General features: G+C 73.4%; 18 protein-coding genes and 2 tRNA genes. 4 read left to right on the top strand and 16 right to left on the bottom strand.

Annotated elements, in window-relative coordinates:
• The first annotated feature begins 83 nt into the window (after window positions 1-83).
• The gene (locus SHK17_RS07540) at window positions 84-1,700 is read left to right on the top strand and encodes a serine/threonine-protein kinase (RefSeq protein ID WP_322921620.1); all 1,617 of its coding nucleotides are present in this window, start codon (window positions 84-86) and stop codon (window positions 1,698-1,700) included.
• Window positions 1,701-1,743: 43 nt separating this feature from the next.
• On the opposite strand, the gene SHK17_RS07535 is transcribed toward SHK17_RS07540, so the two are convergent.
• Window positions 1,744-1,817: transfer RNA gene (locus SHK17_RS07535), tRNA-Ile, on the bottom strand.
• A 12-nt stretch (window positions 1,818-1,829) separates the two neighbouring features.
• The gene (locus tag SHK17_RS07530) at window positions 1,830-2,801 is read right to left on the bottom strand and encodes a GNAT family N-acetyltransferase (protein ID WP_322921619.1); all 972 of its coding nucleotides are present in this window, start codon (window positions 2,799-2,801) and stop codon (window positions 1,830-1,832) included.
• Between the two features lie 122 nt (window positions 2,802-2,923).
• Here SHK17_RS07530 and SHK17_RS07525 point away from each other — a divergent pair, with 122 nt between their 5' ends.
• Window positions 2,924-4,372 (top strand): DUF1800 domain-containing protein, encoded by a 1,449-nt coding sequence (locus tag SHK17_RS07525; RefSeq protein ID WP_322921618.1) that lies wholly within the window; start codon window positions 2,924-2,926, stop codon window positions 4,370-4,372.
• Window position 4,373: 1 nt separating this feature from the next.
• Entirely contained in the window at window positions 4,374-5,654 is a 1,281-nt protein-coding gene (locus SHK17_RS07520) for a DUF1501 domain-containing protein (RefSeq protein WP_322921617.1), read from the top strand.
• Window positions 5,655-5,679: 25 nt separating this feature from the next.
• On the opposite strand, the gene SHK17_RS07515 is transcribed toward SHK17_RS07520, so the two are convergent.
• Window positions 5,680-6,882, bottom strand: a complete 1,203-nt coding sequence (locus tag SHK17_RS07515) for a sulfite oxidase (RefSeq protein ID WP_322424456.1) — start codon at window positions 6,880-6,882, stop codon at window positions 5,680-5,682.
• Between the two features lie 67 nt (window positions 6,883-6,949).
• Here SHK17_RS07515 and SHK17_RS07510 point away from each other — a divergent pair, with 67 nt between their 5' ends.
• Complete coding sequence (locus SHK17_RS07510) at window positions 6,950-7,702, top strand: PIG-L deacetylase family protein (RefSeq protein WP_322424457.1); 753 nt, start codon at window positions 6,950-6,952, stop codon at window positions 7,700-7,702.
• 82 nt (window positions 7,703-7,784) lie between these two features.
• Here SHK17_RS07510 and SHK17_RS07505 read toward each other — a convergent pair whose 3' ends face one another.
• The 13 genes from SHK17_RS07505 to dnaG all read right to left on the bottom strand — a co-directional run bounded on the left by SHK17_RS07505 (window position 7,785) and on the right by dnaG (window position 22,111).
• The gene (locus tag SHK17_RS07505; protein ID WP_322424458.1) at window positions 7,785-8,708 is read right to left on the bottom strand and encodes a TauD/TfdA dioxygenase family protein; all 924 of its coding nucleotides are present in this window, start codon (window positions 8,706-8,708) and stop codon (window positions 7,785-7,787) included.
• Between the two features lie 32 nt (window positions 8,709-8,740).
• Window positions 8,741-9,646 carry an ABC transporter permease gene (locus SHK17_RS07500; protein ID WP_322921616.1) on the bottom strand — a complete coding sequence of 302 codons (906 nt, stop codon included), beginning with the start codon at window positions 9,644-9,646 and terminating at the stop codon, window positions 8,741-8,743.
• The gene (locus tag SHK17_RS07495) at window positions 9,639-10,886 is read right to left on the bottom strand and encodes a quaternary amine ABC transporter ATP-binding protein (RefSeq protein ID WP_322921615.1); all 1,248 of its coding nucleotides are present in this window, start codon (window positions 10,884-10,886) and stop codon (window positions 9,639-9,641) included. The genes SHK17_RS07500 and SHK17_RS07495 overlap by 8 nt, the downstream gene beginning before the upstream one ends.
• Window positions 10,883-11,869 carry an ABC transporter substrate-binding protein gene (locus SHK17_RS07490; protein ID WP_322921614.1) on the bottom strand — a complete coding sequence of 329 codons (987 nt, stop codon included), beginning with the start codon at window positions 11,867-11,869 and terminating at the stop codon, window positions 10,883-10,885. Before SHK17_RS07490 ends, SHK17_RS07495 begins: the two co-directional genes overlap by 4 nt.
• 148 nt (window positions 11,870-12,017) lie before the next feature.
• A complete protein-coding gene (locus SHK17_RS07485; RefSeq protein WP_322921613.1) occupies window positions 12,018-12,938 on the bottom strand; it encodes a LysR family transcriptional regulator in 921 nt (306 codons plus the stop codon).
• A gap of 45 nt (window positions 12,939-12,983) precedes the next feature.
• Window positions 12,984-13,808: a hypothetical protein gene (locus SHK17_RS07480; protein ID WP_172271073.1), complete on the bottom strand. Its 825-nt coding sequence runs from the start codon at window positions 13,806-13,808 to the stop codon at window positions 12,984-12,986.
• 129 nt (window positions 13,809-13,937) lie between these two features.
• Entirely contained in the window at window positions 13,938-14,618 is a 681-nt protein-coding gene (locus tag SHK17_RS07475; RefSeq protein ID WP_322921612.1) for a response regulator transcription factor, read from the bottom strand.
• A complete protein-coding gene (locus SHK17_RS07470) occupies window positions 14,615-15,808 on the bottom strand; it encodes a sensor histidine kinase (RefSeq protein WP_322921611.1) in 1,194 nt (397 codons plus the stop codon). Before SHK17_RS07470 ends, SHK17_RS07475 begins: the two co-directional genes overlap by 4 nt.
• A 49-nt stretch (window positions 15,809-15,857) precedes the next feature.
• Entirely contained in the window at window positions 15,858-17,996 is a 2,139-nt protein-coding gene (locus SHK17_RS07465; protein WP_322921610.1) for an MMPL family transporter, read from the bottom strand.
• A 104-nt stretch (window positions 17,997-18,100) separates the two neighbouring features.
• Window positions 18,101-19,213 (bottom strand): PAS domain-containing sensor histidine kinase, encoded by a 1,113-nt coding sequence (locus SHK17_RS07460; RefSeq protein WP_322921609.1) that lies wholly within the window; start codon window positions 19,211-19,213, stop codon window positions 18,101-18,103.
• Window positions 19,214-19,566: 353 nt separating this feature from the next.
• Window positions 19,567-19,642: transfer RNA gene (locus tag SHK17_RS07455), tRNA-Asn, on the bottom strand.
• Window positions 19,643-19,694: 52 nt separating this feature from the next.
• Complete coding sequence (locus SHK17_RS07450; protein WP_322921608.1) at window positions 19,695-20,213, bottom strand: hypothetical protein; 519 nt, start codon at window positions 20,211-20,213, stop codon at window positions 19,695-19,697.
• A complete protein-coding gene (gene dnaG, locus SHK17_RS07445) occupies window positions 20,210-22,111 on the bottom strand; it encodes a DNA primase (protein WP_322921607.1) in 1,902 nt (633 codons plus the stop codon). The genes SHK17_RS07450 and dnaG overlap by 4 nt, the downstream gene beginning before the upstream one ends.
• Window positions 22,112-22,132: the final 21 nt, after the last annotated feature.

The following is a 22,132-nucleotide window of genomic DNA, read 5'->3' as shown; positions in this document are numbered from 1 at the left end:
CCTCGAGGGCACAGGTCCCCACGGGTGAGGCGGTCCCCCGACGGGTCGTTAGCCTGAACGGGAGCCACGGAAGGGGCCGACACGTGATTGCAGGCAGGTACCGCCTGGAGCGGGAGATCGGACGCGGCGGAGCCGGCATCGTGCACCTCGCGCACGACGAGGTGCTGGGGCGGTCGGTCGCCGTGAAGCGCATCGGGCTCCTGCCCGGCACCACCGGGCACGACATCGCACGTGCCGAGCGGGAGGCCCGTCTCGCCGCCGGGATCAGCCACCCGCACGTCGTCTCGATCTTCGACCTCGTCAAGGACGAGGACTGCTACTGGCTCGTCATGGAGCACGTCGAGGGCCGCACGCTCTCCGAGGTCGTCGCGGCCGAAGGGCCGCTCGAGCCCGAGCGCGCCGCCGGCATCATCGCGCAGGCCGCCGACGCCCTCGTGCAGGCGGCCAAGGCCGGGATCGTGCACCGCGACGTCAAGCCGAGCAACATCATGGTCGGCGACGACGACCACGCGAAGCTCGGTGACTTCGGCATCGCCCGGGCCGCCAGCGACGCCGCCCTCACCCAGACCGGGATGGTCACCGGGTCACCCGCCTACCTCGCTCCCGAGATCGCCTCCGGCCAGCCGGCGACGGCCGCGGGCGACATCTGGTCGCTCGGGGCCACGCTGTGGCACGCCCTGGTCGGCCGGCCGCCGTACGACGTCGGGGCCAACGTGCTGGGCGGGCTCTACAAGATCGTCCACGAGGACCCGCCCCGGCTGCCCGCCGGCCATCCCCTCGCGGGGCTCCTCGCCGTGATGATGGTCAAGGACCCCGAGCGACGGTGGCCGGCACTGCGGGTGCGCGACGACCTGCGCCGGGTCGCCCGCGGCGAGCCGAGCACGGCACCCCCGGCGTACGACGGCGGCGAGAGCGACGTGGACGGCGCCACGGCGGTGCTCGGCGCCCCGCTGGCCGCGGCTCCGGTCGCGCCGGTCGCCGCGACACCGCAGCCGCCCGCCTCGTCGGACGCGACCCGGACGACGCCGACGCCCACGGTCGACCCGCCGCCACCGGCCACCGGTGCGTCGGCCGCTGCTCCTCCCCCGCCGCACGACCCGGGCGGCGCGACGTCGCGGAGGAGTCCGCTCGGCTGGATCGCCGCCGTCGTCGCGCTGATCGCCGTGGCCGCGCTCGGGGCCTGGCTGCTCTGGCCCGACGACGAGGGCACCGACACGACGGCCGGCTCGTCGGACACCAACCAGGAGCCGTCCACCTCGGCCGACCCGTCCCCGTCCGAGGAGCCCACCGACGAGCCGACGGAGGAGCCGACCGAGGAGCCGACCGAGGAGCCGACGGAGACGGAGGAGCCCACGGACGAGCCGACCTCCGAGCCGAGCGAGCCCGTGGGGACCGGGGACCGGGCGGCGATGCGGTCCTTCGTGCAGGACTACTTCGCGACGGTCACCTCCGACCCCGAGACGACCTTCGCGATGCTGACCCCGGAGTTCCAGGCCCAGAGCGGTGGCTTCGAGCGCTACGCGGGGTTCTGGAACACGATCAGCTCCGCGACGCCGTACGACATCCGGGTCGACCCCGACGCACTGACGGCGTCGTACACGATCGACTACGTCTCCACCTCGGGCGACACGTCGACGCAGCAGGTGCAGCTGCAGCTGGCGCAGCAGGGCGACGGCTACCTCATCGCCGGCGAGGTCTGAGCGGCGCGTCGTCCGACCGACGGTCGCAGGACCGGCGACCTCGTAGGGCGGGTGGGGCTCGAACCCACGACCCAAGGATTATGAGTCCTCTGCTCTGACCGACTGAGCTACCGCCCCTCGGGCGGCACCCTATCCGGGGCCGTCGGAGGCGATCGACGCCTCCATCTCGTACATGTGCTCCACGACGCGGAAGCCGAGCGTCGTGTTGGTGCGGTGCATCGCGGTGTTGTCGGGCGTGGTCCAGGTGTGGACGACGCCGACGTGGTCGGGCAGGCCGGCGTAGTTGGCGGACTTGAGGGCGGCGCCGAGCCGGTGCCCGCGGTGCTCGGGCATGACGAGCGTGTCGTCCTGCCAGCCGTAGTCCTCGCCGTGCGGGACAAACAGCAGTGAGTAGCCGCCGAACGTCCCGTCCGAGCGGCGGCGGGCGGCGGCCACGCGGACGTCGTACGCCTTCATCAGGCCCCGCTCGGAGGCGGCCAGCCGCTCGTCGTCGAGCACCGTCGTCTCGAGGTCGAGCTCGCCCGTGGGGACGTCGGCGTTCATCTGGTTGCGCATCGCCAGGTAGGCCCCGCGGTGCTCGTCGGGGCACCGGCCGCGCCAGGTGACTACCTCGTAGTCAGGGTCGATCGGCGTGGCCGGGACGGGCAGCCGGGCGAGCAGGTGGTCCTCGCGGTGCCTCTCCACGGCGCCCATGGCCGTGGCGAACGCGTGGCCGGCTCCCGCGACGTCCACGTCCACGCTCACCTCGCCGCCGACCCGGGTGCGTCCGGCTGCCCGGGACCGCTCGACCACCGCGTCCCACAGGGCACGCCCAGCGCCGCGCCTCCGGCGCCCGGGGAGCACGCCCACCTCGCACCACGCCACGTCGAGGTTCTCCGTGAGCGGGAGCTCCAGCTCCGCCACACCCAGAACCTCCGAGCCGTCCACGGCCTGCAGCCAGGTCCGGGCCACGTAGGTGCTCGCCGCGGTGGCCGTGGCCTCGAAGGCTCCGAGCGTGGTGGTCAATGCGTGCGGCCGGTCGGCCCGCACGGAGCCCTCCCGCACCTCGTGCCACCTCCGGCGGGCGTCGGCGTCGGTCGGGTCGAGCTCCTGGATCTCCACGTGCGCATGGGACCGCACGAGCCAGCGTCGCCGCAAACGGATTCGGGCTTCGGCTTCGCTTCCGGCCCCAGCCGTGGGACAGTGGCGCGTCTCGGAAGCGGCTCGGGTACGGGAGGACCTCGGTGGCCAGGAACACAGCAGGACTGCTCACGCCCGCGCAGCGCCATCTCGTCACGCGCTTCGGCTACGGCGTCGACGCGACGCTCGCCGAGGACGTACGCCGTGCCGGCGGGGCGTCGGCGTGGTTCGAGCTGCAGCTGACGCGACCCGGCGCCTTCCCCGACGGGGCCGCGGAGGGCGTACGCCGGTGGTGGCCCGACCTCGACCGCGGCCCGGCCGAGCTGTGGAAGCGGCAGGTCGAGGAGGTCCGCGGTGGCTGGGAGGTCATGGAGGACTACGGCCGCTGGCTGCTCGTGCGCCGGATCCGGACCCGCCGCCCGGTGCTCGAGAAGATGGCCGAGTTCTGGGAGGCCATGCTCCACGTGCCCGTGAGCGGGGACGCGCAGTTCACGTGGCGCGTCGACTACGGCGACACGGTCCGCCGCCACGCCCTCGGCCGCTTCGACGAGCTGCTCGCCGCGACCACGACCCACCCCGCGATGCTGATCTTCCTGTCGGGCGCCACCTCGACCAAGCGCGCACCCAACGAGAACCTGGGCCGCGAGCTGCTCGAGCTGCACACCCTCGGCACCGGCAACTACGACGAGGACGACGTCAAGGCGTCGGCCCGCATCCTCACCGGGCACCACGTGGACCTGTGGGAGACCTGGAAGGCGTCCTACGTCGAGGAGGACCACTACCGCGGCCGGGTCAAGGTCCGCGGGTTCAGCGCGAAGAACGCGAAGGCGGACGGCCGCAGGGTGACCGAGGAGTACCTGCACTACCTGGCCCACCACCCCGACACCGCGCACCACGTGTGCGAGCGGCTCGCCACCAAGTTCGTGCGCGACGACCCGCCGCAGTCGCTCGTCCGACGGCTCGCGAAGGTCTACCTGCGCAACGACACCGCCATCGTGCCGGTGCTGCAGGCGCTCGTGGCGAGCAAGGAGTTCCGCACCTCGGCCGGCGACAAGCTCCGCGACCCCAGCGAGGACGTGGTGGCGACCTACCGCGCGCTCGGCGTGGAGGTCGGCCGGCCGCGCAGCGGCGACTCCGGCGCCAACGCCATCCTGTGGCAGGCGTCCGGGCTCGGGCTCTCGCCCCACGCCTGGCCGCGACCCGACGGCACACCCGTCCGGAACGACGTCTGGGCCTCCCCGGCGCGGGCGCTCGGCTCGATGAGCATGCACTGGTCGATGGCCGGCGGCTGGTGGCCCACCGCGGAGCTCGACTACCGCACGCCCAGCGCGTGGGTGCCGGCGAAGAAGCCGATCCGGTTCGCGGACCTCGTCGACGAGGTGAGCCGCGACCTGCTCCACCGACCGGCCTCGAAGCACCTCGTCGAAACGGCGTGCCTGGCCACCGGTTGCGGCCGCAAGGAAAAGATCGATCGCGAGCACGGCCTCTACCAGTGGGGCTTCCCACGGCTGCTCGCCGCTGTCCTCGACTCCCCCGACCACCTGGCGTGCTGACATGACTACTGACCAGTTCCAGACCTCCTGCGGCTGCTCGGACTACGACGAGGCGCGCACCGCGCTGAGCCGCCGGGCCCTCATCGGCACGGCTCTCGCGGGCGGCGCGATCGCCCTCGGACCGAGCCTGGGCGGCTCGGGTCCCCGCGCGTACGCCGTCACGGGTCGCCCCGCCACCCGCCTGGCCAACCCGGCGGGGTCGGTGCTCGTCCTGCTGTCGCTCCGCGGTGCCGCCGACGGGCTCTCGCTGGTCGTCCCGCACGCCGACCCGACCTACTACGCCGCGCGCCCGCGCATCGCCGTACCTCGCGAGTCGCTGCTGGCGCAGGACGCGATGTTCGGTCTGCACCCGGCGCTCGCGCCCCTGCTGCCGATGTGGGAGGCGGGCACGCTCGCGGCGGTGCACGCCACCGGCATGGCGACGCCCAACCGCTCGCACTTCGCCGCCATGGAGGCCATCGAGGACGCCGCTCCGGGCTCGACCGCCCGCAACGGGTGGCTCAACCGGCTCCTCGGCGAGCTGCCCGGCGTGTCCCCCCTCCAGGGCACCGCGATGGGCAACCAGGTGCCGACCTCGCTGTTCGGCACCAACCCGGCCTTCGTGGTCGGCCGCGTCGACAACGCCAAGGTCGCCGGCACGGAGGAGGACGGGCGCCGCCTGGCCTCTCTCAAGCACGCGTGGAAGGGCACCGGCCCCATGAGCCGGGCGGTCCGCGACGCGATCTCGGGCGCCGAGACCTTCGGCGCCGCCCGCGACCTGCCGGCCGGTCAGCCCGCGACGGCGTACCCGGGCAGCGGCCTCGGCAAGGCACTGTCCGACGTCTCGCGGATCGTCCGCTCCGGCGTCGGCGCCGAGGTGATCACCGTCGACCAGGGCGACTGGGACATGCACACCGACGCGGGCACCGTCGAGTGGGGCGAGATGAAGCGCAACGCCGGCGACCTGGCCGCCTCGATCGCCGCCTTCTTCGCCGACCTCGGCCCCGCCGCGGACCGCGTCACGCTGGTGACGCTGAGCGAGTTCGGCCGACGGGTCAAGGAGAACGACGACTACGGCACCGACCACGGCTTCGGCAACGTCATGTTCGTCGCCGGCGCGGGCGTCCGGGGCGGCCGCTACTACGGCTCGTGGCCCGGTCTGGCCAACTCGCTGGACTCCGACCTGCTGGTCACCACCGACTACCGCAGCGTGCTCACCGAGGTCGTCACCCGGCGCTTCGGGGTCTCGGTCGCGCAGGTGTTCCCGGGCTTCGCCCCCCAGGCCGTCGGCGTGATGGCCTGAGGGGAGCCCGGCTCCTCGGGACCGCTCAGGCCACCTCGACCGGGTGGCGGACCACCGCGTCGAAGAAGTAGCCCTGGCTGTTGACGGCCGCCTCGAGCGGCTGCGTGCGTCCGGCCTCGTCGGTGGCGCGCGCCAGCAGGTGGTGCACCCCCGGTCGCGGGTTGCCCCACCGCACCCACCACTGGGTCCAGCCCTGGTCGCGCCGCGACCTGCGGTCGAGCACCGCCGGGCGCCACGACCGGCCGTCGTCGAGGCTGACCGACACCCGGGCGATCCTCGCCGCACCGCTCCACGAGCGGCCGGTGAGCGTCACCGGGCGGGACGGCAGCCGCGCCCCCGGGGCCAGCTCCCAGGCCGAGCGCACGGGGTTGACCGTCAGCGGCGGCGAGTCCGCCGGCCAGCCCGGGCCGGTCATCCGGTACCACTGCGTGTTCCAGGGCGAGGTGAGCTCGCTGCGGGAGACCTCCAGCGACCCCAGCCACTTGATGCTCGCGATGCCGACCCAGCCGGGCAGCACCAGCCGCAGCGGGTAGCCGTGGTCGGGAAGCAGGTCCTCGCCGTTCATGCCCCACGCGAGGAGCGCGTCGTCCAGCGCCTTCGCGATGGGGAACGGCCGGCGCACGCGGCCGTGGTCGACGCCGCCCGTGACGTACGGGGCGTCGAGGCCCGTCGCCTGCACCGACACGGCGTCGGAGGCGATGCCGAGGTGGGCCAGCACGTCGCGCAGCCGCACGCCCTGCCACCGCACGGTGCCGACCGAGCCCAGCGCCCACGGCGTGCCGGCGACGGTCTGGCCCTGCTGCTCGGCGAAGAAGCGCCGTCCGTTGCCGGTGCACTCGTGCGTCGCCGTCAGCTCGTGGCGGGGCAGCCGCTGGAGGTCGTCGAGGGTCAGCGTGAGCGCCTCGCCCTCGGTCCGCGCCGTCGCCAGCCCGTCGCCGTGCACCCGCAGTGCGTAGCCGGCGCGGCTGATGACCGGCGTGCTCGTGTGGTTGCGCACGAACAGGCGCGACTGCGGCGTGAGGTAGGCGCCGCGGTCGACCGAGCTCCAGAGCATCTCGGCGTTGGAGCCGTGGTCGACGAACCACTCCGGCGGGGTCGGCTTGAGGATCAGGGGCGGGCGGGCGGAGGCGGGGGCAGCGGGCCACAGCGAGCCGGGGACGAGGGCGGCGCCGCCGATGACGGCGGCACCGGCGAGGAAGCCGCGGCGGGTGGGAGCGATCGAGGTCATGGACGGACCTTATAGGAGTAAGTCACCTGTTTCACTACACCAATGGTCGGGTGCCATGCTCGGGCGCATGACCGACGACCGCCCCGCTCCTCCGTCCTACGAAGCGCTCCCCGAGGACTGGGAGACCGCGCTGTTCGTGGTGGCACACCCCGACGACATCGAGTACGGCGCGGCGGCCGCGGTCGCCCGCTGGACGGCGCAGGGCAAGCGCGTCGTCTACTGCATGGTCACCAGCGGCGAGGCCGGCATCGACGGCCTCCACCCCGACGAGTGCACGGCGGTGCGAGAGGCCGAGGAGATCGCCTCGGCGGGCGTCGTGGGCGTCGACGAGGTGGTGTTCCTGCGCCTGCCCGACGGGATCCTGGAGTACGGCGTGGAGCTGAGGCGCGCCATCGCCCGCGTCGTGCGCGAGCAGCGCCCGGACGTCGCGATGACCATCAACTTCCGCGAGACCTTCGGCGGCAGCAACCTCAACCAGGCCGACCACATCGCCGTCGGCCGGGCGCTGCTCGACGCCGTGCGCGACGCCGGCAACCGGTGGATCTTCCCCGAGCAGCTCACCGACGGCCTCGAGCCGTGGGGCGGCGTACGCGCCGTGTGGGCCGGCAACTCACCCCGGGCAACGCACGCCGTGGACGTGACGGACACGTTCGACGCGGGCGTGGCCTCGCTGAAGGAGCATCGCGCCTACATCGACGGCCTCGGCTGGGAGGGCTGGGACCCGGAGGAGTTCCTCGACGGCATCCTCCGCGCCGGCGGCCAGGGGCTCGGCGTCACCCACGCCGCCACGTTCGAGGTGTTCCCGCTCGGCTGGGGGTGACCGGCGTCCGGACGGGTGCCGGCACACCCCCGTGCGCGCGCCGGCACCCTCCCCCGGTCTCGGACGGCCTGTCGCCGTCGGATCAGCTGATGAGCTCGTCGAGGCGGGAGTACGCCTCGGCGTCACCCGCGAGGACCTCGCTGGAGCGGCCGTCGATCGACACCGGCACGTCGCCGGCGACCGTGATCCGGCGCATCTCCCGGGGCTCGGAGCCGAAGTCCGCGACGGCGTAGTGCTGGGTGGCCCGGTTGTCCCACATGGCCACGTCGCCGTGCTGCCACGTCCACCGGATGGTGTTCTCCAGCCGGGTGATGCGGTTCTGCAGCAGGTGGTAGAGCGCCGTCGACTCCGAGCTGTTGAAGCCGTCGAAGGCCTTCACGAAGTTGCCGAGCACCAGCGACCGCTCCCCCGTCTCCGGGTGGACGCGGACGACGGGGTGCCGGGTCTCGAAGAGCTGCGAGGCGAAGTCGTCGCGCGTGTAGTTGGCGTCGGGCTGCTCGTTCTCCTCGTCGCGCTGGGCGTAGTCGTAGCTGTTGGTGTGCACGGCCCACAGGTCGTCCACCAGCGCCTTCAGCGGACCCGGCATCGCCTCGTAGGCGGCCACGGTGTTGGCCCAGACGGTGTTGCCGCCATAGGGCGGGATGACCACGCCGCGCAGCACGCTGATGGCCGGGACGCGGTCCACGAACGTGACGTCGGTGTGCCAGGCGTTGGCGGCCATGCCCTTGTTGGCGGTGACGCGCAGCACGCGGGCGCTTCCGGTGTTGACCGTCGGGTGCGCCGTGGTGAGCGGGCCGAAGCGCTCGGCGAACGCGAGGTGCTGCTCGTCCTCGAGGTGGTCCTGGCCGCGGAAGAACAGGACCTTGTGGCGCAGGAGCGCCTCGCGGACGGCGGCGACCGTGCTGTCGGGGAGGTCCCCGCCGAGTCGTACGCCGTCGATGCGGGCCCCGATGCGGCCACCGAGCTGCTGCACGGTGAGGGTGGGACGGTCGATCGTGGAGGTCATGGCAGGGGTCCTTTCGGTGGACGGGGAAGGGGTCAGGCGACGGTCGCGGGCTCCGCCGCGACGGCGGGGACGCGAGCGGCCGGGCGACGCCGCGGCCACCATGCGGGTGCGGCGCGCCCCTGCCCGCCGAGGGCGGAGGTGACGCGGTCGAGGTAGACGGCGATGACGACGACGGCCAGGCCGCCCTCGATGGAGGCGGCGATCTGCAGTCCCTGCACGGCGTTGACCACGACACCGCCGAGGCCGGCACCGCCGACCAGGCCCGCCACGACGACCATGGACAGCGCCAGCATGATGACCTGGTTGACGCCGGTCATGATGGAGGGCATCGCGAGGGGCAGCTGCACCTCGCGCAGCACCTCGCGCCGCGAGGCGCCGAACGCCACCGCCGCCTCGACCGTCTCGCCGTCCACCTGGTTGATGCCCAGCTGGGTGAGTCGCACCGCCGGTGGCACGGAGAAGACGATGGTCGCCACCAGGCCGGGTGCGTCACCGACGCCGAAGAAGAGGATCGTCGGCAGCAGGTAGACGAACACGGGCAGCGTCTGCATCAGGTCCAGCACCGGCCGCAGCACGCTGCGGACCACCGGGTCGAACGCGCACCAGATGCCGAGCGGGATGCCGATCAGCAGCGCGACCGCGGTCGCCACGACGACCGAGGCCATGGTCTGCATCGTCTCCGGCCAGAGGTCCATCGACTGGATGACGAGCAGGCCGAGGCCGAGGCCGACGGACAGCAGCACCCGCCGGGTCGCGACGAGCGCGACCACGACCAGCACCACCACCATGGCCACCGGCGACAACGCCGTGAGGACGTCGTAGACCGACCGCAGCGCGAAGTTGAGGATCTCCTTGAGCAGGTCGAAGAACCCGCCGAGGTGCTCGGTCATGAAGTCGATGACGCTCTCGCCGCGTTCACCGATGCGCAGGTCAGGCACTGAGCACCTCCGGGGTGCGGTCGAGGTCGCGCTCGGCCTGCGGCGCCGTGGACAGGGCCGACAGGATGGCGGCGCGCGGCACCACGCCGCTGAGCCGACCGCGCTCGTCGACCACCGTGATCGGGACGACCTGGCGGCCGGCGCGGTGCATGAAGTCGCCGATGTGGGCGGTGGGCTCCACGGTGCTGTAGTCCTGCGAGACGGATCCGGACAGGTCGGCGTCACCCCGGTTGGCCGCGGCGAGCAGGGCCGCGTCGGTCGCGACACCGAGGAGCCGCTCGCCCGCGCCGATGACGTACGCGCCCTGCGCCTCGTTGTCGCCGAGCCGGCGCAGCGCCACGTCGGGTCGCTCGTCGACGGGCAGCACGAGCTTGGCGGGGCGGAGCAGGTCGTACGCCGTCAGCACCCGCGCGCGGTCCACGTCGGCGACGAACTCGCTGACGTAGTCGTCGGCCGGGTGGGCGACGATCTCGGCCCCCGGGGCGCACTGCACGACCTTGCCCTCGCGCATCACCATGACCTGGTCGCCGATCCGCATGGCCTCGTTGAGGTCGTGCGTCACGAACACCGTGGTGCGCCGGTCCTCGGCCTGCAGCTGCAGCAGCAGGTCCTGCATGTCGCGTCGGATGAGCGGGTCGAGCGCCGAGAAGGGCTCGTCCATCAGCAGGATCGGCGGGTCGACCGCGAGCGCCCGGGCCAGGCCCACGCGCTGGCGCATGCCGCCGGACAGCTCGTGGGGGAGCTTGTCGCCCCGACCGTCGAGGCCGACGCGAGCCAGGGCGGCGTCGGCGCGCTCGTAGCGCTCCGCCCTGGCGACGCCGCGGACCTTGAGGCCGTAGGCCGCGTTGTCCCGCACGCTGCGGTGCGGGAACAGCGAGAAGTGCTGGAAGACCATGCCGATCTCGTTGTTGCGGAGCTCGCGCAGCCGCCCGTCGCCGACCCGCGTGATGTCCTCGCCGTCGACCAGCAGCTCGCCCGCGGTGGGCTCGTTGAGCCGGTTGATCATCCTGAGGACGGTGGACTTGCCGGAGCCGGACAGGCCCATGACGACGAACATCTCGCCCCGGGCGACCGTGAAGCTCACGTCGCTGGCGCCGAGGTAGCCGCCGGCGGCGGCGACCGCGGCAGCGGGGTCGTCGGCGGCCAGCGCCCGCGCGGCCTGCCGCTGCCCGAGTCCGTAGACCTTGGACAGCCCACGGCCCTCGATGGCCGGCGGCGCCGACGCCTGGGAGGTGCTCATGACGCGAAGGCCTCGGCGGCCGGCTGGCCCTCGGCGTCCTCCACTCCCTCGAGGAAGGACGCCACGACGTCGCGGTTGGCCTCGATCCAGGCCGAGGCGATCTCGGCCAGGTCCTGGCCCTCCTTGTCGTGCGCGTAGTAGAACTCGCCGGCCTGGTCGGTGGTGAAGGTGAGGTTGCCGATGAACTCGGCGATCTCGGGGTTGTCGTCGGCGAAGCCGGCCCGGGTGACGGTGCGGATCTCGCCGGCGCCGCCCCAGACCTCCTCCGGGTCCTCGAGGAAGACGGTGTCGTACTGGACGGTCATCCAGTGCGGGCTCCACGCGAGGAAGACGATCGGGTCTCCGTCCTTCTGCGACTTCTCGACCTGCGCCAGCATGGCGGGGGTGCCGCTCGCGACGAGCTCCCAGTCGCCGAGGCCGTAGGCGTCGGCGTCGATCGCCGCCTGGATGGTCTCGTTGCCGGGCGAGCCGGCCTCGATGCCGTAGATCTTGCGGCCGAACGCGTCGGCGTGCTGGTCGAGGTCGGCGAGCGAGGCGATCCCGAGCTCGTCGGCCACGTCGCCCGGGACGGCGGGGGCGTACTCGGTGCCGGTGACCATGGTGGAGACGACGTCGACGTCGCCGCCGTCGATCAGGTCGCCGAAGGTGGGCTCCTGCGAGGGCCACCAGTTGCCGAGGTAGGCGTCGATGTCACCCGTGCCGAGCGCCGAGGCGGCGTTCTCGACCGAGAGGTTCTTCTTGATGGAGGCGTCGTAGCCGATCTCCTCCAGGACCTGCACGGCGATCTCGTTCTCGACCTGCAGGTCGACCCACGGCTGCTCGGCCAGGACCACCGAGTCCGTGCCGCCGCCCGAGGAGCCGCTGGCGAAGCCGTCGTCGCTGTCGCTCTCGCTGTCGGAGGCGCAGCCGGCGAGCACCGCGCTGAGGCCGAGGGTCGCGACGACCGCGAGCCGGGCGCGGCGAGGGATGGGGCGGTGGTTCATGGTGGCTCCTGGTCGGAAGTCTCGATCAATATATGAGTGAGACGATAGACTTAATTGACACGCGGCTCCAAGCGGTAGCGCGCTGCGACCCAGACCACTTGTGAGCGACAGCCATAGGAAGCGGCTATGGCCGAGGGCGAGGAGCCGATCAGGACGACCGGTCGGCGCGGTGCTCCCTGACCAGCTCGAGGAAGTCGGCCGCCACGCCTTCGGGCCCGGTCGCGCGCCACACCAGCGACACGGCCGCCCGGGTCTCGGGCTCGAGGCGGGCGACGCGCGCACCCTTCGTCGCAGCGTCGACCGCCATCCCCTCCGGCAGCACGGCTGCGCCCGCGCCGGAGAGCACCAGCGGGACCACCGATGCGACGTGGGCGGTCTCCACCATCACCTCCGTGGCGTGCCCGGCCGCCTCGAGGTGCTGGTCGAGGAGGTCACGCAGGGCGGTGCCCCGTGGGGTCCCGATCAGCCCGTGGCGCTGCAGCTCCTCGACCGTCGTCGTCAGGCCCTTACCGCTCCCCTGCGGCAGCACGGCGAGCAGCTGCTGCTCCGCCAGCTCGAGGCTGGCCAGGGCTCCGGCGGGAGGGGTGCCGTCGACCAGGCCGAAGTCGACCTGCCCGGTGCGCACCTGGTCGAGCACGACCGTCCGCGCAGCCGGGTCGGTCACCTCGAAGCGCACCCGGGGGCGCAGGCGCCGGAACTCCCCGATGAGCTCGACGAGCGGGTGGACCGCCCACGACGTGCTCGACACGACGCGGAGCCGGCCGACGTCCCCGTCCGTCACGGCCCGCACCGCGCTGGCGGCCAGCCCGAACGAGCGCACCGTGCGACGCGCCGGACCGAGCAGGGCCTCCCCGGAGGCGGTGAGCCGCACCCCGCGGCCGTGCCGCTCGAACAGCGGGGACCCCAGCTCGGCCTCCAGCGTGCGCATCGAGTGGGACAGGGACGGCTGGGCGATGTGCAGGACCTGCGCGGCGCGGGTGAAGCTGCCGGCCTCGGCGATGGCGAGGAAGAACTCGAGCTGCCTGCGCTCCATGCCGTCCCCCTTGTGGTCGTCATTGTCGATCGACATGGTGAGGTTAGCGTCGTCACGCTCCCCCGGGTGACGGCGTTCGTGTCAGCGCGCCCGGAAGATCGAGCGCCGTCGGCGCCTGTCGACCGGCTCGCCGGCACCGCGGAAGCGGGCCCCGACCAGGGCGGGCGCGGGCGCTCGGTCCTGCTCGTGCGCGTCGTCGCCGGCCGGTGTCGTCGGTGCCTCGACCGCGTCGGGGTCGAGCTCCGTCGCGACCACCGACAGGTCGTGGCCGGCCAGGACGGCGCGGATCTCGTCGATGACCGCCAGCACCTCGTCGTCGTCGGTCACGGACGTGCAGGCGACCAGCGCGTGCCGCCCGAGCGAGGCACCGATGACGGCGCCCTGCTCGAACCGCAGGCGCATGAACCCGGTCGCGTGCTGGTCCTCGAGCGACCGCAGGATCGCGAGCATGCGGTTGCCGACCTCGGCGAGGTGGTGCAGCTCGCGCCGGTCCCCGACGGCGGCGATGACCCGCGACCCGGCGGTGACCACGGAGCTCCACACCACCCCGTCGACACCGGCCAGCCGGTCGAGGCAGTGCGCCACGGCAGCGGTGGTGTCGACCGCGCCGACGACCGTGAAGACCGGGACCGTGCGAGGCACGAGCGGCGTCACCGCAGCCCGGAACGTGCCCTCGCCGGCGGGCGTCCAGGTGACGCCGACCGTCAGCCGATGGGTGCCCGACGCCTCCATCACCCTGAGGTCACCCGCCTCGACGAGCTCGCCCATCCGCCGCGCGAGCCGGCCGGTGTAGGGCAGCGCGGCGGCCAGCGCACCCGCGGACCCGTCGTCCCCCACCACCGTCCCGTCCGGCCGGACGAGGAACTCCGTGCGGTCGCCCGCACCGTCCTGCAGATGTGCGCCCATGCCACCACCCTGTCGCAGGGACGTCGCGGGCGTCCGGGGCGTAACGCACAGTTCACACCGGGTGCGGAACCGTTACGCCACGGCAACCGGGCGGTCCCGCCGTACCGCCCTGCCTTCCGGCAGAACTGCCTACCCGCCGACGGTGACGAGTCCGGCCTCGTAGGCACTGACCACCAGCTGCGCCCGGTCGCGGGCTCCGAGCTTGGTCATGATCCGCGAGACGTGCGTCTTGGCGGTGAGCGGCGACAGCACCAGGTCGGCCGCGATCTCGTGGTTGGACATCCCGGCACCGACCAGGGCCAGGATCTGGCGCTCGCGGGTCGTGAGCTGCTCGAGGCCCCGCACGACGCTCGCCGTGACGGGCTCGGGGGTCCCCGACGAGACGAAGGCCTCGATCAGCCGGCGGGTCACCTGGGGCGCGAGGAGCGCCTGCCCCTCGTGCACGAGCCGTACGGCGTCGATGAGGGCCTGCGGCTCGATGTCCTTGAGGAGGAAGCCGGACGCGCCCGCACGGAGGGCGCCGAAGACGTACTCGTCGAGCTCGAAGGTGGTCAGCACCACCACCTTGGTCGCGGCGAGCGCGGCAGCGGCGGTGATCCGTGCCGTCGCCGCGAGACCGTCGACGCGGGGCATCTGGACGTCCATGAGCACGACGTCCGGCGTCGTCTCCAGCGCGAGCCGGACGGCCTCGGCGCCGTCGGCGGCCTCCCCCACGACGGTGAGGCCGGGGTCGGAGTCCAGCAGGGCTCGGAAGCCTGCGCGCAGCAGGGCCTGGTCGTCGGCGAGCAGCACCCGGATCGGGGCGGTCACGGGGCCGGCACCCCCGCGTCGTCGCGTACGGGCCTGCTCGGCTCCGAGCCCACCGGCAGCCAGGCGGCGACCCGCCACCCGCCGTCCGGGCGAGGTCCGGCCTCCAGCGTGCCGCCGAGCGCGGTGACGCGCTCACGCATGCCGCGCAGGCCGTGCCCGGACCCGCTGCCGCTGAGCGGAGGGCTCGCGACGCCGCCGTCGTCGAGGACCTCCACCACCACGCGGTCCTCCGCGCGGGACACCCGCACGCGTGCACTGGTGGACCCGGCGTGGCGCAGCGTGTTGGTGAGCGCCTCCTGCACGATCCGGAAGCAGGTCGCGTCGACGGCCGCGGGCAGCGCCCGGGCGCCGGGGTCGATGTCGAACGCGACGTCGACGCCCGCCGCGGCGAGGCTGTCGCGCAGGTCGCCGAGGTCGGCCAGCCGCTGCACCGGCGGCGCCGGGGCGTCCCCCGTGGCGTCCTCCCGCAGCAGCCCGAGCATGGCGCGGAGGTCGGTCAGGGCGTCGCCGCTGACCTGCTTGATCGAGCGGAGCGTGTCGTAGGCCTGGGCGGGGTCGCGGTCGAGGAGGTGCGCGCCCACGCCGGCCTGTACGTTGATCGTCACCATGGCGTGCGCCACGACGTCGTGGACGTCGCGCGCGATCCGCAGGCGCTCCTCGTCGACGCGGCGAAGCGCCTCGGCCTCGCGACTGTGCTCAGCGGCCTCGGCGCGCTCGACCAGCATGGTGGTGTAGCCGCGCCGGGCATGGGCGGCCACGCCGAGGGCGAGCGGCAGGGGGACGAGCGCCAGGTTGCGGGCGGTGCCCCAGCTCAGGATGTCGTGTGGGCTGAAGACCTGCAGGATCGCGAGCACGAGCGGCAGCGAGCACGCCCCGGTCACCAACGCGGCACGCAGGCCGTGGCGCTCGGCGACCGAGTAGGCGCACAGCACGACCGGGGCCGGCATGGTGTTGTAGACCGACACGGTGGCGATGACGCCGTACATCGCGACGAAGGACAGCGCGTACGCCACCACGGGCGCCTGGCGGCGGAGCAGGACCGGGAGGGACGCCACGACGACCGCGACGCTGCCCAGCAGGCTGGGGTCGGCCTTCGGGTTGAGGGGCATCTCGACGTGCATCACCACCACGCAGGCGAGCGCGAGCGCGACGTCCCCCCACCGGGGGCGCTCGAGACGGAACCGGGCCACCCGCGCAACGGTAGCGGCGGGCGGCCCGGTCCGGTGGGGAGTCACTCGCTCAGACACCGGCCAGCTCGGGGGCCGGGACCGGACGACCACGGTCCTCGTCGTCGTCCCCGCGCTCCGGGGCGCCCTCGCTCAGCCTGATGCGGTCGTGGACCCGGCGCAGCCACATCGGCGACCACCAGTTCCACTTGCCCATCATCGCCATCAGTGACGGCACCAGGAGCGAGCGGACGACGAAGGCGTCGACCAGGACGCCGATGGCGGTCGCGATGCCGATCTGCTGCATGAAGGTGATCTCGCTCGTGCTGAAGGCCCCGATGGCCACGGCGAGCAGGATCGCGGCGGCGGTCACGATGCCGCCCGTACGGCCCAGCCCCGTGGCGATCGCCTCCCGCTCGCTGAGCCCGGCGTCACGCGACTCCTTGATCCGGCCGAGCAGGAAGACCCCGTAGTCGGTGGAGAGCGCGAACACGACGGCGGCGGCGATGAGGAAGTTGCTCAGCTCGATCCCGCCGTTGGGCGTGTAGCCGAGGAGGTCGGTGAACCGGCCCGCCTGGTAGACGAACACGATCGCCCCGAGCGAGACCCCGACCGTCAGGAGGTTCATCAGCACCGCCTTGACCGGCAGCACCACCGAGCCGGTCATCAGCCACAGCACCAGCATGGTGAGCGCCACGAGCACGGCGATCGCGAGCGGCAGGGTGTCGCCGATGGCCTGCAGCTGGTCGGTGAACTCCGCGGCGGGTCCCGTCACGAGCGCGTCCACGCCCGCGTCCTCGGCCAGCAGCCGGACGTCGTCCACGACCTGCTGCGCGTCCGCACCCGCCGGGTCCCCGGCGACGGCCAGGTCGACCTGCCAGACGTCGTCACCGAGGTCGGCCACGCGAGCGTCCGCGACCACGCCCGGGAGGTCCGAGGCCGCGTCGGCCAGCCCGGCCACCGCAGCGTCGTCCGTGCTGCTGACGGCGATGGTGACCGGCGTCGCGCCGTCACCGGCGTACTGCTCCACGAGCGCGTCGCCCACCGTGCGCGAGCTGAGCCCCTCGGGGATCACCGAGCCGTCGACCGGGGTGAACTCGGCCTGCACCGCCGGCGCGGCGAGCACCACCATGACCGCGGCCGTCGCGGCGGCGATGGCGCCCGGGCGACGCATCACCGCGTGGGAGAAGCGGTACCAGCGGCCCTCCGCGGCGGCCCCGTCGCGGCGCCGACGGGCCAGCTTGGACCCCCAGAGGCCGAAGGCCGCCGGTGCGATGACGAGCGCCGCGGCTGCCGCGACGACCGCGACGGCTGCGCCGGCCAGTCCCATCGAGCGCAGGAAGCCCAGCGGGAACAGGGTGAGCGTGGCCAGGGCGACCGCGACGGTGGCCGCGGAGTAGACGACCGTACGACCAGCAGTGGCCATGGTGGTGCGCGCGGCGCCCGCCGTCGGGCCCTGCAGGGCGAGCTCCTCGCGGTAGCGGCTGACGAGGAAGAGCGTGTAGTCGATGGCGAGGCCGAGTCCGAGGCCGATCACCAGGTTGAGCGCGAAGACGCTGAGCCCGTAGAGCTGGTTGATCCCGGCGAGCGTGAGGAACGTGCCGAGGACGGTGGTGACGCCGACCATCAGCGGGAGCAGGGCGGCCCGGCCGCCGAAGACCAGGATCGACAGCAGCACGAGGATCGGCAGCGCCATCAGCTCGGCCCGGCTGAGGTCCGCCTCCACCTGCTCGCCCATCTGCAACCCGGACACGGCCGGGCCACCGACGGTGACGCCCTCGACGCCCGCGAACTCGTCGAGGACCTCGCCGGCCACGGCCTCCTCCTCCGCCGAGGCGTCGAGCGTGCCGGCGACCAGGGCGGTCGAGCCGTCCTCGGCCGTGCCGGCCGGGACGGCGCTGGCCATCCCGTCCATGGCGGCGAGGGTCGCCACGGCCTCGTCCACACCGCTCGCGTCGCCGGCCGGGGTGTCGACGAGCAGGAGGACGCCGGCGGTGGGCTGGACGCCGGTGGCCTCCTCGAGCCGCTCGAGGGCGAGCGTGGAGTCGGAGTCGGCGGGCGCGAAGCCGCCGTCGGAGTCGAGCGCCCCGGCGACCGGGCCGCCGACCACGCCGGCCAGGGCGACGAAGAGCAGGACGGCCGCGAGCGACCGCCGTGGGAAGGAGTGCAGGATCGCGATGATCCGGCCGGGCAGGGAGGGTCTGGTGTCCATGCCCCTACCGTCGCGTCGGGGGCCCGGGTGCCGCGTCCGCCGCAGGGAGTCACTCGGCGGGCGGGCGTACTCCCCCTGCAGTACGCCGGTGGAGGGGCCCGGTCCTAGGCGGCGGGCAGCGCGAGGGTGAAACGGGCGCCCGAGTCGGTGGGCGTGTGCACGACGGTCCCGTGGTTGGCGCGCGCGAGGACACGCACGATGTAGAGGCCCAGGCCGGTGCCGGCGCCGGCGGGTCTCACCGCCGCCCCGGTGTGGCTGAACCGGGTGAAGAGACTGGGCACCACCTCGGCCGGGACCCCCGGTCCGTCGTCGGTCACGGTGACCAGGACGCGATCGCCCACGCGTGATGCGCTCAGGACGACCTCGCGGCGGGCGTGCCGCACCGCGTTGGACACCAGGTTGGAGAGCATCTGGGAGAGGTGGCTCGGTTGGACCGTGCAGCACAGGCCGGCCGGGCAGTCGACGCTCACCGTCACGTCGGCCGACGCCAGGTCGGCGGCAGCGTCGAGCTGGGCCAGCACGTCGACGCTCGTCCCCCTCGCATCGACGGTGTCGGCGTCGGCGGCAGCGAGGATGAGCAGGTCCCCGCGGATGGCCTCGAGGCGGTGGGACTGGCGCACGACGACCTCCAGGCACCGACGAACGGCCGCGGCGTTGATGTCCCGGGGCGGTTGGCGTCGCTCGCGGTTCACCTCCTCGAGCGCCAGCTCGGCGCAGGCGAGGATCGCGGTGAGGGGTGCGGCGACGTCATGGCCCAGCATGGCCAGCGCGTCGGCCTGCCGGACGGCGACGGCACCGTCGGGCCCGTGGTGCGCGTCGCCGCGGGAGGCCGGGTCCTCGACGACGACGCCGTGCCACTCCGTCGCCCCGTCCGGCAGCCGCGCCGGTCGCGACGTGATGCGCACCGGACACGTGCTGCCGTCGCGGCGGACGATCCTCCCCCGCCACCTCAACAGCTGGAGGTCGCGCAACGAGCGTCGACCCTCCTCGTCGAAGCGCCGACGGTCGTCCGGGTGGACGGCGTCGTGCATGAGGCTCACGTCGCGCATCGCCTCCTGCGCGGAGAAGCCGAACAGCTCGGCGCACGTGTGGGAGACGAAGGGGAACGACGCGCTGCCGTCGGCCTCGATGCGGAACGTGTAGAACGTCGCCCACAGCTCGGAGCCGTCGTCGTCGGTCGGCGGGACCACCGCCTCGAGCTTCAGTGTCGGGGTCACCACCACGTGTCCGCGTCCTTCGTCCGTGTCGTCCCCCGACTGCGACCAGTACCCACTCGGGGCAACACGACTCCCCCGCGGGTGAACGCAGAAGCTGACGCAGCGGCGCGGTCCGGGGGTAGGGGACCGTGCCGCTGCGTCTGGTTGGCACCCGGACCCGGACCCATCGTCTGTGGGGTCCTCTCCGCGGAGCGGGAGCACGGCGGAGAGGCTGATGGACGAGGTGCTCAGTGGCTGCAACGCCCCGACCGATCGAGCGTGACGGCTCGTGCCGGGCCTGCGCGGACTCCCGACGCCGGCGCACCTGGCGAAGGGCCCCCGATCCGCGTGTCCGCGGATCAGGGGCCCTTCGGTGGCTCCCCCGGTTGGACTCGAACCAACAACCCTCCGGTTAACAGCCGAATGCTCTGCCAGTTGAGCTACAGGGGATCGCTTGTGCAGCGAGGCGAAACCTTAGCAAGCCCCGACAGCGCGGGGGAAATCAGGGCAGGCCGACGTCGCGCTGCATGACCTCGAGGGCCTCGCGGGCCGCGGACCGGACGGCCGGGTCGTCGGGATCCACGCCCTCGTCGTACTCGTAGACCCACTGCACGCCCCCCGATCCCGCGGGTGCGCGACGCGCGATCACCCGCACGCCGCGACGGCCGTCGACCGTCACGTGGCGCTGGAGGACGACGCTGGCGGTGACGCGCTCGCGGACCAGCTCGAGCAGCCGACCCGGCTCCCCCAGCGTCGCTGTGTGGACCGGGCGCAGGTCGCCCCACGCGCCGACCTCCGAGAGCGTGAAGAGGTCGGTGTCGCGGTCCCAGTGCGCCGCCTCGACCTGCTCCCACGGCACGCGGCGGCTCTCGCCGTCGACCACGACGTAGAAGGCGTCACGGGTGCCGGCGAGGACGGTGCCCTCGACGCTCGTGGCGGCGGCGAGCACGCGCTCCCCCGGCGCGACGACGACCGGGTGCGTCGGCGTACGTCCCCAGCGACCCCGCGCGGCCGGGCTCACGGCTGGCCCCCGGACTGACCGACGGCGCCCTCGCGGAGCTTGCGACGGTGCTGCTCGAGCATGACGAGCTCGCCGAACATGCGGTTGTAGTCGAGCGCCTGGTCCACCGGGTTGGTGCGCTGGAGGCGGGCCTTCACGTCGGCGATGCGCCGGGAGGTGGTGAGCTCCTGGAGCCGGTAGACGTAGGCGACGGCGAAGGTCGGGTTGGGGTCGGACGTGCCTCGGACGGGCTCGACGCCGAGCTCGGTGATCGCCGCGACCACCGCGGGGTCGCTGGCGGCCCCACGCACGCGGTTGCCCCACCCCTGGTCGTCGACACCGGAGGCCGGACCGCCGGCGACGGTGACCGCCTCCCAGACGCCCTGGAAGGTCGGGTGGGTGAAGTCGCCGGTCGTCACGTGCGCGGTCGTGCGACCCACGCCGGCCGGGTGCTGGATGACGAGCTTGAGCAGCTCACGCTCGATGAGGAAGCGCGGGTCGGACAGGCTGGGCAGCGCGGGCCGGGCGGGCTCGGGGGCCTCGACGGCCTCCGCGCGCCGGCCCGGGCGACGCTCCTCGGTGCGGGCGGGCCGGCTGGCGGCACGGCGCACCTCCCCGCGGACCTCGTCCACGTCGACACCGACCATGTGGGCCAGCTCCCGCGAGAACGACTCCACCTTGGTCTTGTCGCGGATGCTGGCGACCAGCCCGGCGGCGTCGCGCAGCGCGTCGACCCTGCCGTCGGCGCGGTCGAGGTCGTGGCGGGCGAGGATGTTGTCGAGTGCGAAGCGATAGAGCGGCTGCCGCTTGGCCACGAGCTCGCGCACCGCCTCGTCACCGTCCTGCAGCCGCAGGTCGCACGGGTCCATGCCCTCCGGCGCGACGGCGACGTAGGTCTGGGAGGCGAAGACCTGGTCGCTCTCCAGCACCTTCATCGCCGCCTTCTGCCCGGCCGAGTCCCCGTCGAAGGTGAAGATGACCTCGCCGCTCGTCTCGCCGTGGTCGCCCAGGAAACGCCGCAGCACGCGCGCGTGGTCCTGGCCGAACGCCGTGCCGCACGACGCCACCGCGGTGCGTACGCCGGCGAGGTGGCAGGCCATCACGTCGGTGTAGCCCTCGACGACGACGGCCTGCTGGCTGTCCTTCATCGCCGTGCGCGCGAGGTCGATGCCGTAGAGGACGTGGCTCTTCTTGTAGATCGCGGTCTCGGAGGTGTTGAGGTACTTCGCCTCGATGCGGTCGTCGTCGAAGATCCGCCGCGCCCCGAACCCGATGGTGTCGCCGTTGGCCTCGCGGATCGGCCACACGAGCCGGCCCCGGAAGCGGTCGTAGTGGGAGCGACCGTGCGCGACCAGCCCGGCGGCGACCGACTCGTCGTCGGTGAAGCGGCGTCCGCGCAGGTGGCGGGTCAGCGCCTCCCCGTCGCGCGGGGCGAAGCCGACGCCGAACATCTCGGCGGCCGCCTGGTCGAAGCCGCGCTGGTGGAGGAACTGGCGGGCCACCACGGCGTCGCCGGAGGCGAGCTGCTCGGCGTAGAACTCCTGAGCGACCTTGTGGGCCTCGATGAGGCGTCCCCGGGCCGGGCCGCGGGGGCGTACGGGCTCGTCGTCGCCCTCCTCGCGGCGCAGCTGGACGCCGAACTTGTCGGCCAGCCGCTCGACGGACTCGGTGAAGGTGAGCCCGTCGACCTTCATGAGGAACGAGATGACGTCGCCGCCCTCGCCGCACCCGAAGCAGTGGAAGAACTGGCGGGCCGGGTTGACGTTGAACGACGGGGTCTTCTCGTCGTGGAACGGGCAGAGGCCCTTGAGCGACCCGCCGCCGGCCCGCTTGAGCGTGACGTAGCCGGAGACCACGTCGTCGATCCGGGCCTTCTCCCGCACCTCGGCGATGTCGTCGTCACGGATCCGGCCTGCCACGCCGGGGAGTCTACGGGCGCG

The sequence above is a fragment of the Nocardioides renjunii genome, from assembly GCF_034661175.1.
GTDB classification, from domain to species: domain Bacteria; phylum Actinomycetota; class Actinomycetes; order Propionibacteriales; family Nocardioidaceae; genus Nocardioides; species Nocardioides renjunii.
Note: the sequence above shows the minus strand (reverse complement) of the source record. Positions and strands in the feature narration are given on the sequence as shown.

Bases quoted from the DNA above. Each gene is read 5' to 3' on its own strand.
- SHK17_RS07505 (WP_322424458.1), bottom strand. From the start codon at position 8,708: ATGACCTCCACGATCGACCGTCCCACCCTCACCGTGCAGCAGCTCGGT.
- SHK17_RS07490 (WP_322921614.1), bottom strand. From the start codon at position 11,869: ATGAACCACCGCCCCATCCCTCGCCGCGCCCGGCTCGCGGTCGTCGCG.
- SHK17_RS07515 (WP_322424456.1), bottom strand. From the start codon at position 6,882: ATGACCTCGATCGCTCCCACCCGCCGCGGCTTCCTCGCCGGTGCCGCC.
- SHK17_RS07465 (WP_322921610.1), bottom strand. From the start codon at position 17,996: ATGGACACCAGACCCTCCCTGCCCGGCCGGATCATCGCGATCCTGCAC.
- SHK17_RS07485 (WP_322921613.1), bottom strand. From the start codon at position 12,938: ATGTCGATCGACAATGACGACCACAAGGGGGACGGCATGGAGCGCAGG.
- SHK17_RS07510 (WP_322424457.1), top strand. From the start codon at position 6,950: ATGACCGACGACCGCCCCGCTCCTCCGTCCTACGAAGCGCTCCCCGAG.
- SHK17_RS07495 (WP_322921615.1), bottom strand. From the start codon at position 10,886: ATGAGCACCTCCCAGGCGTCGGCGCCGCCGGCCATCGAGGGCCGTGGG.
- SHK17_RS07480 (WP_172271073.1), bottom strand. From the start codon at position 13,808: ATGGGCGCACATCTGCAGGACGGTGCGGGCGACCGCACGGAGTTCCTC.
- SHK17_RS07520 (WP_322921617.1), top strand. From the start codon at position 4,374: ATGACTACTGACCAGTTCCAGACCTCCTGCGGCTGCTCGGACTACGAC.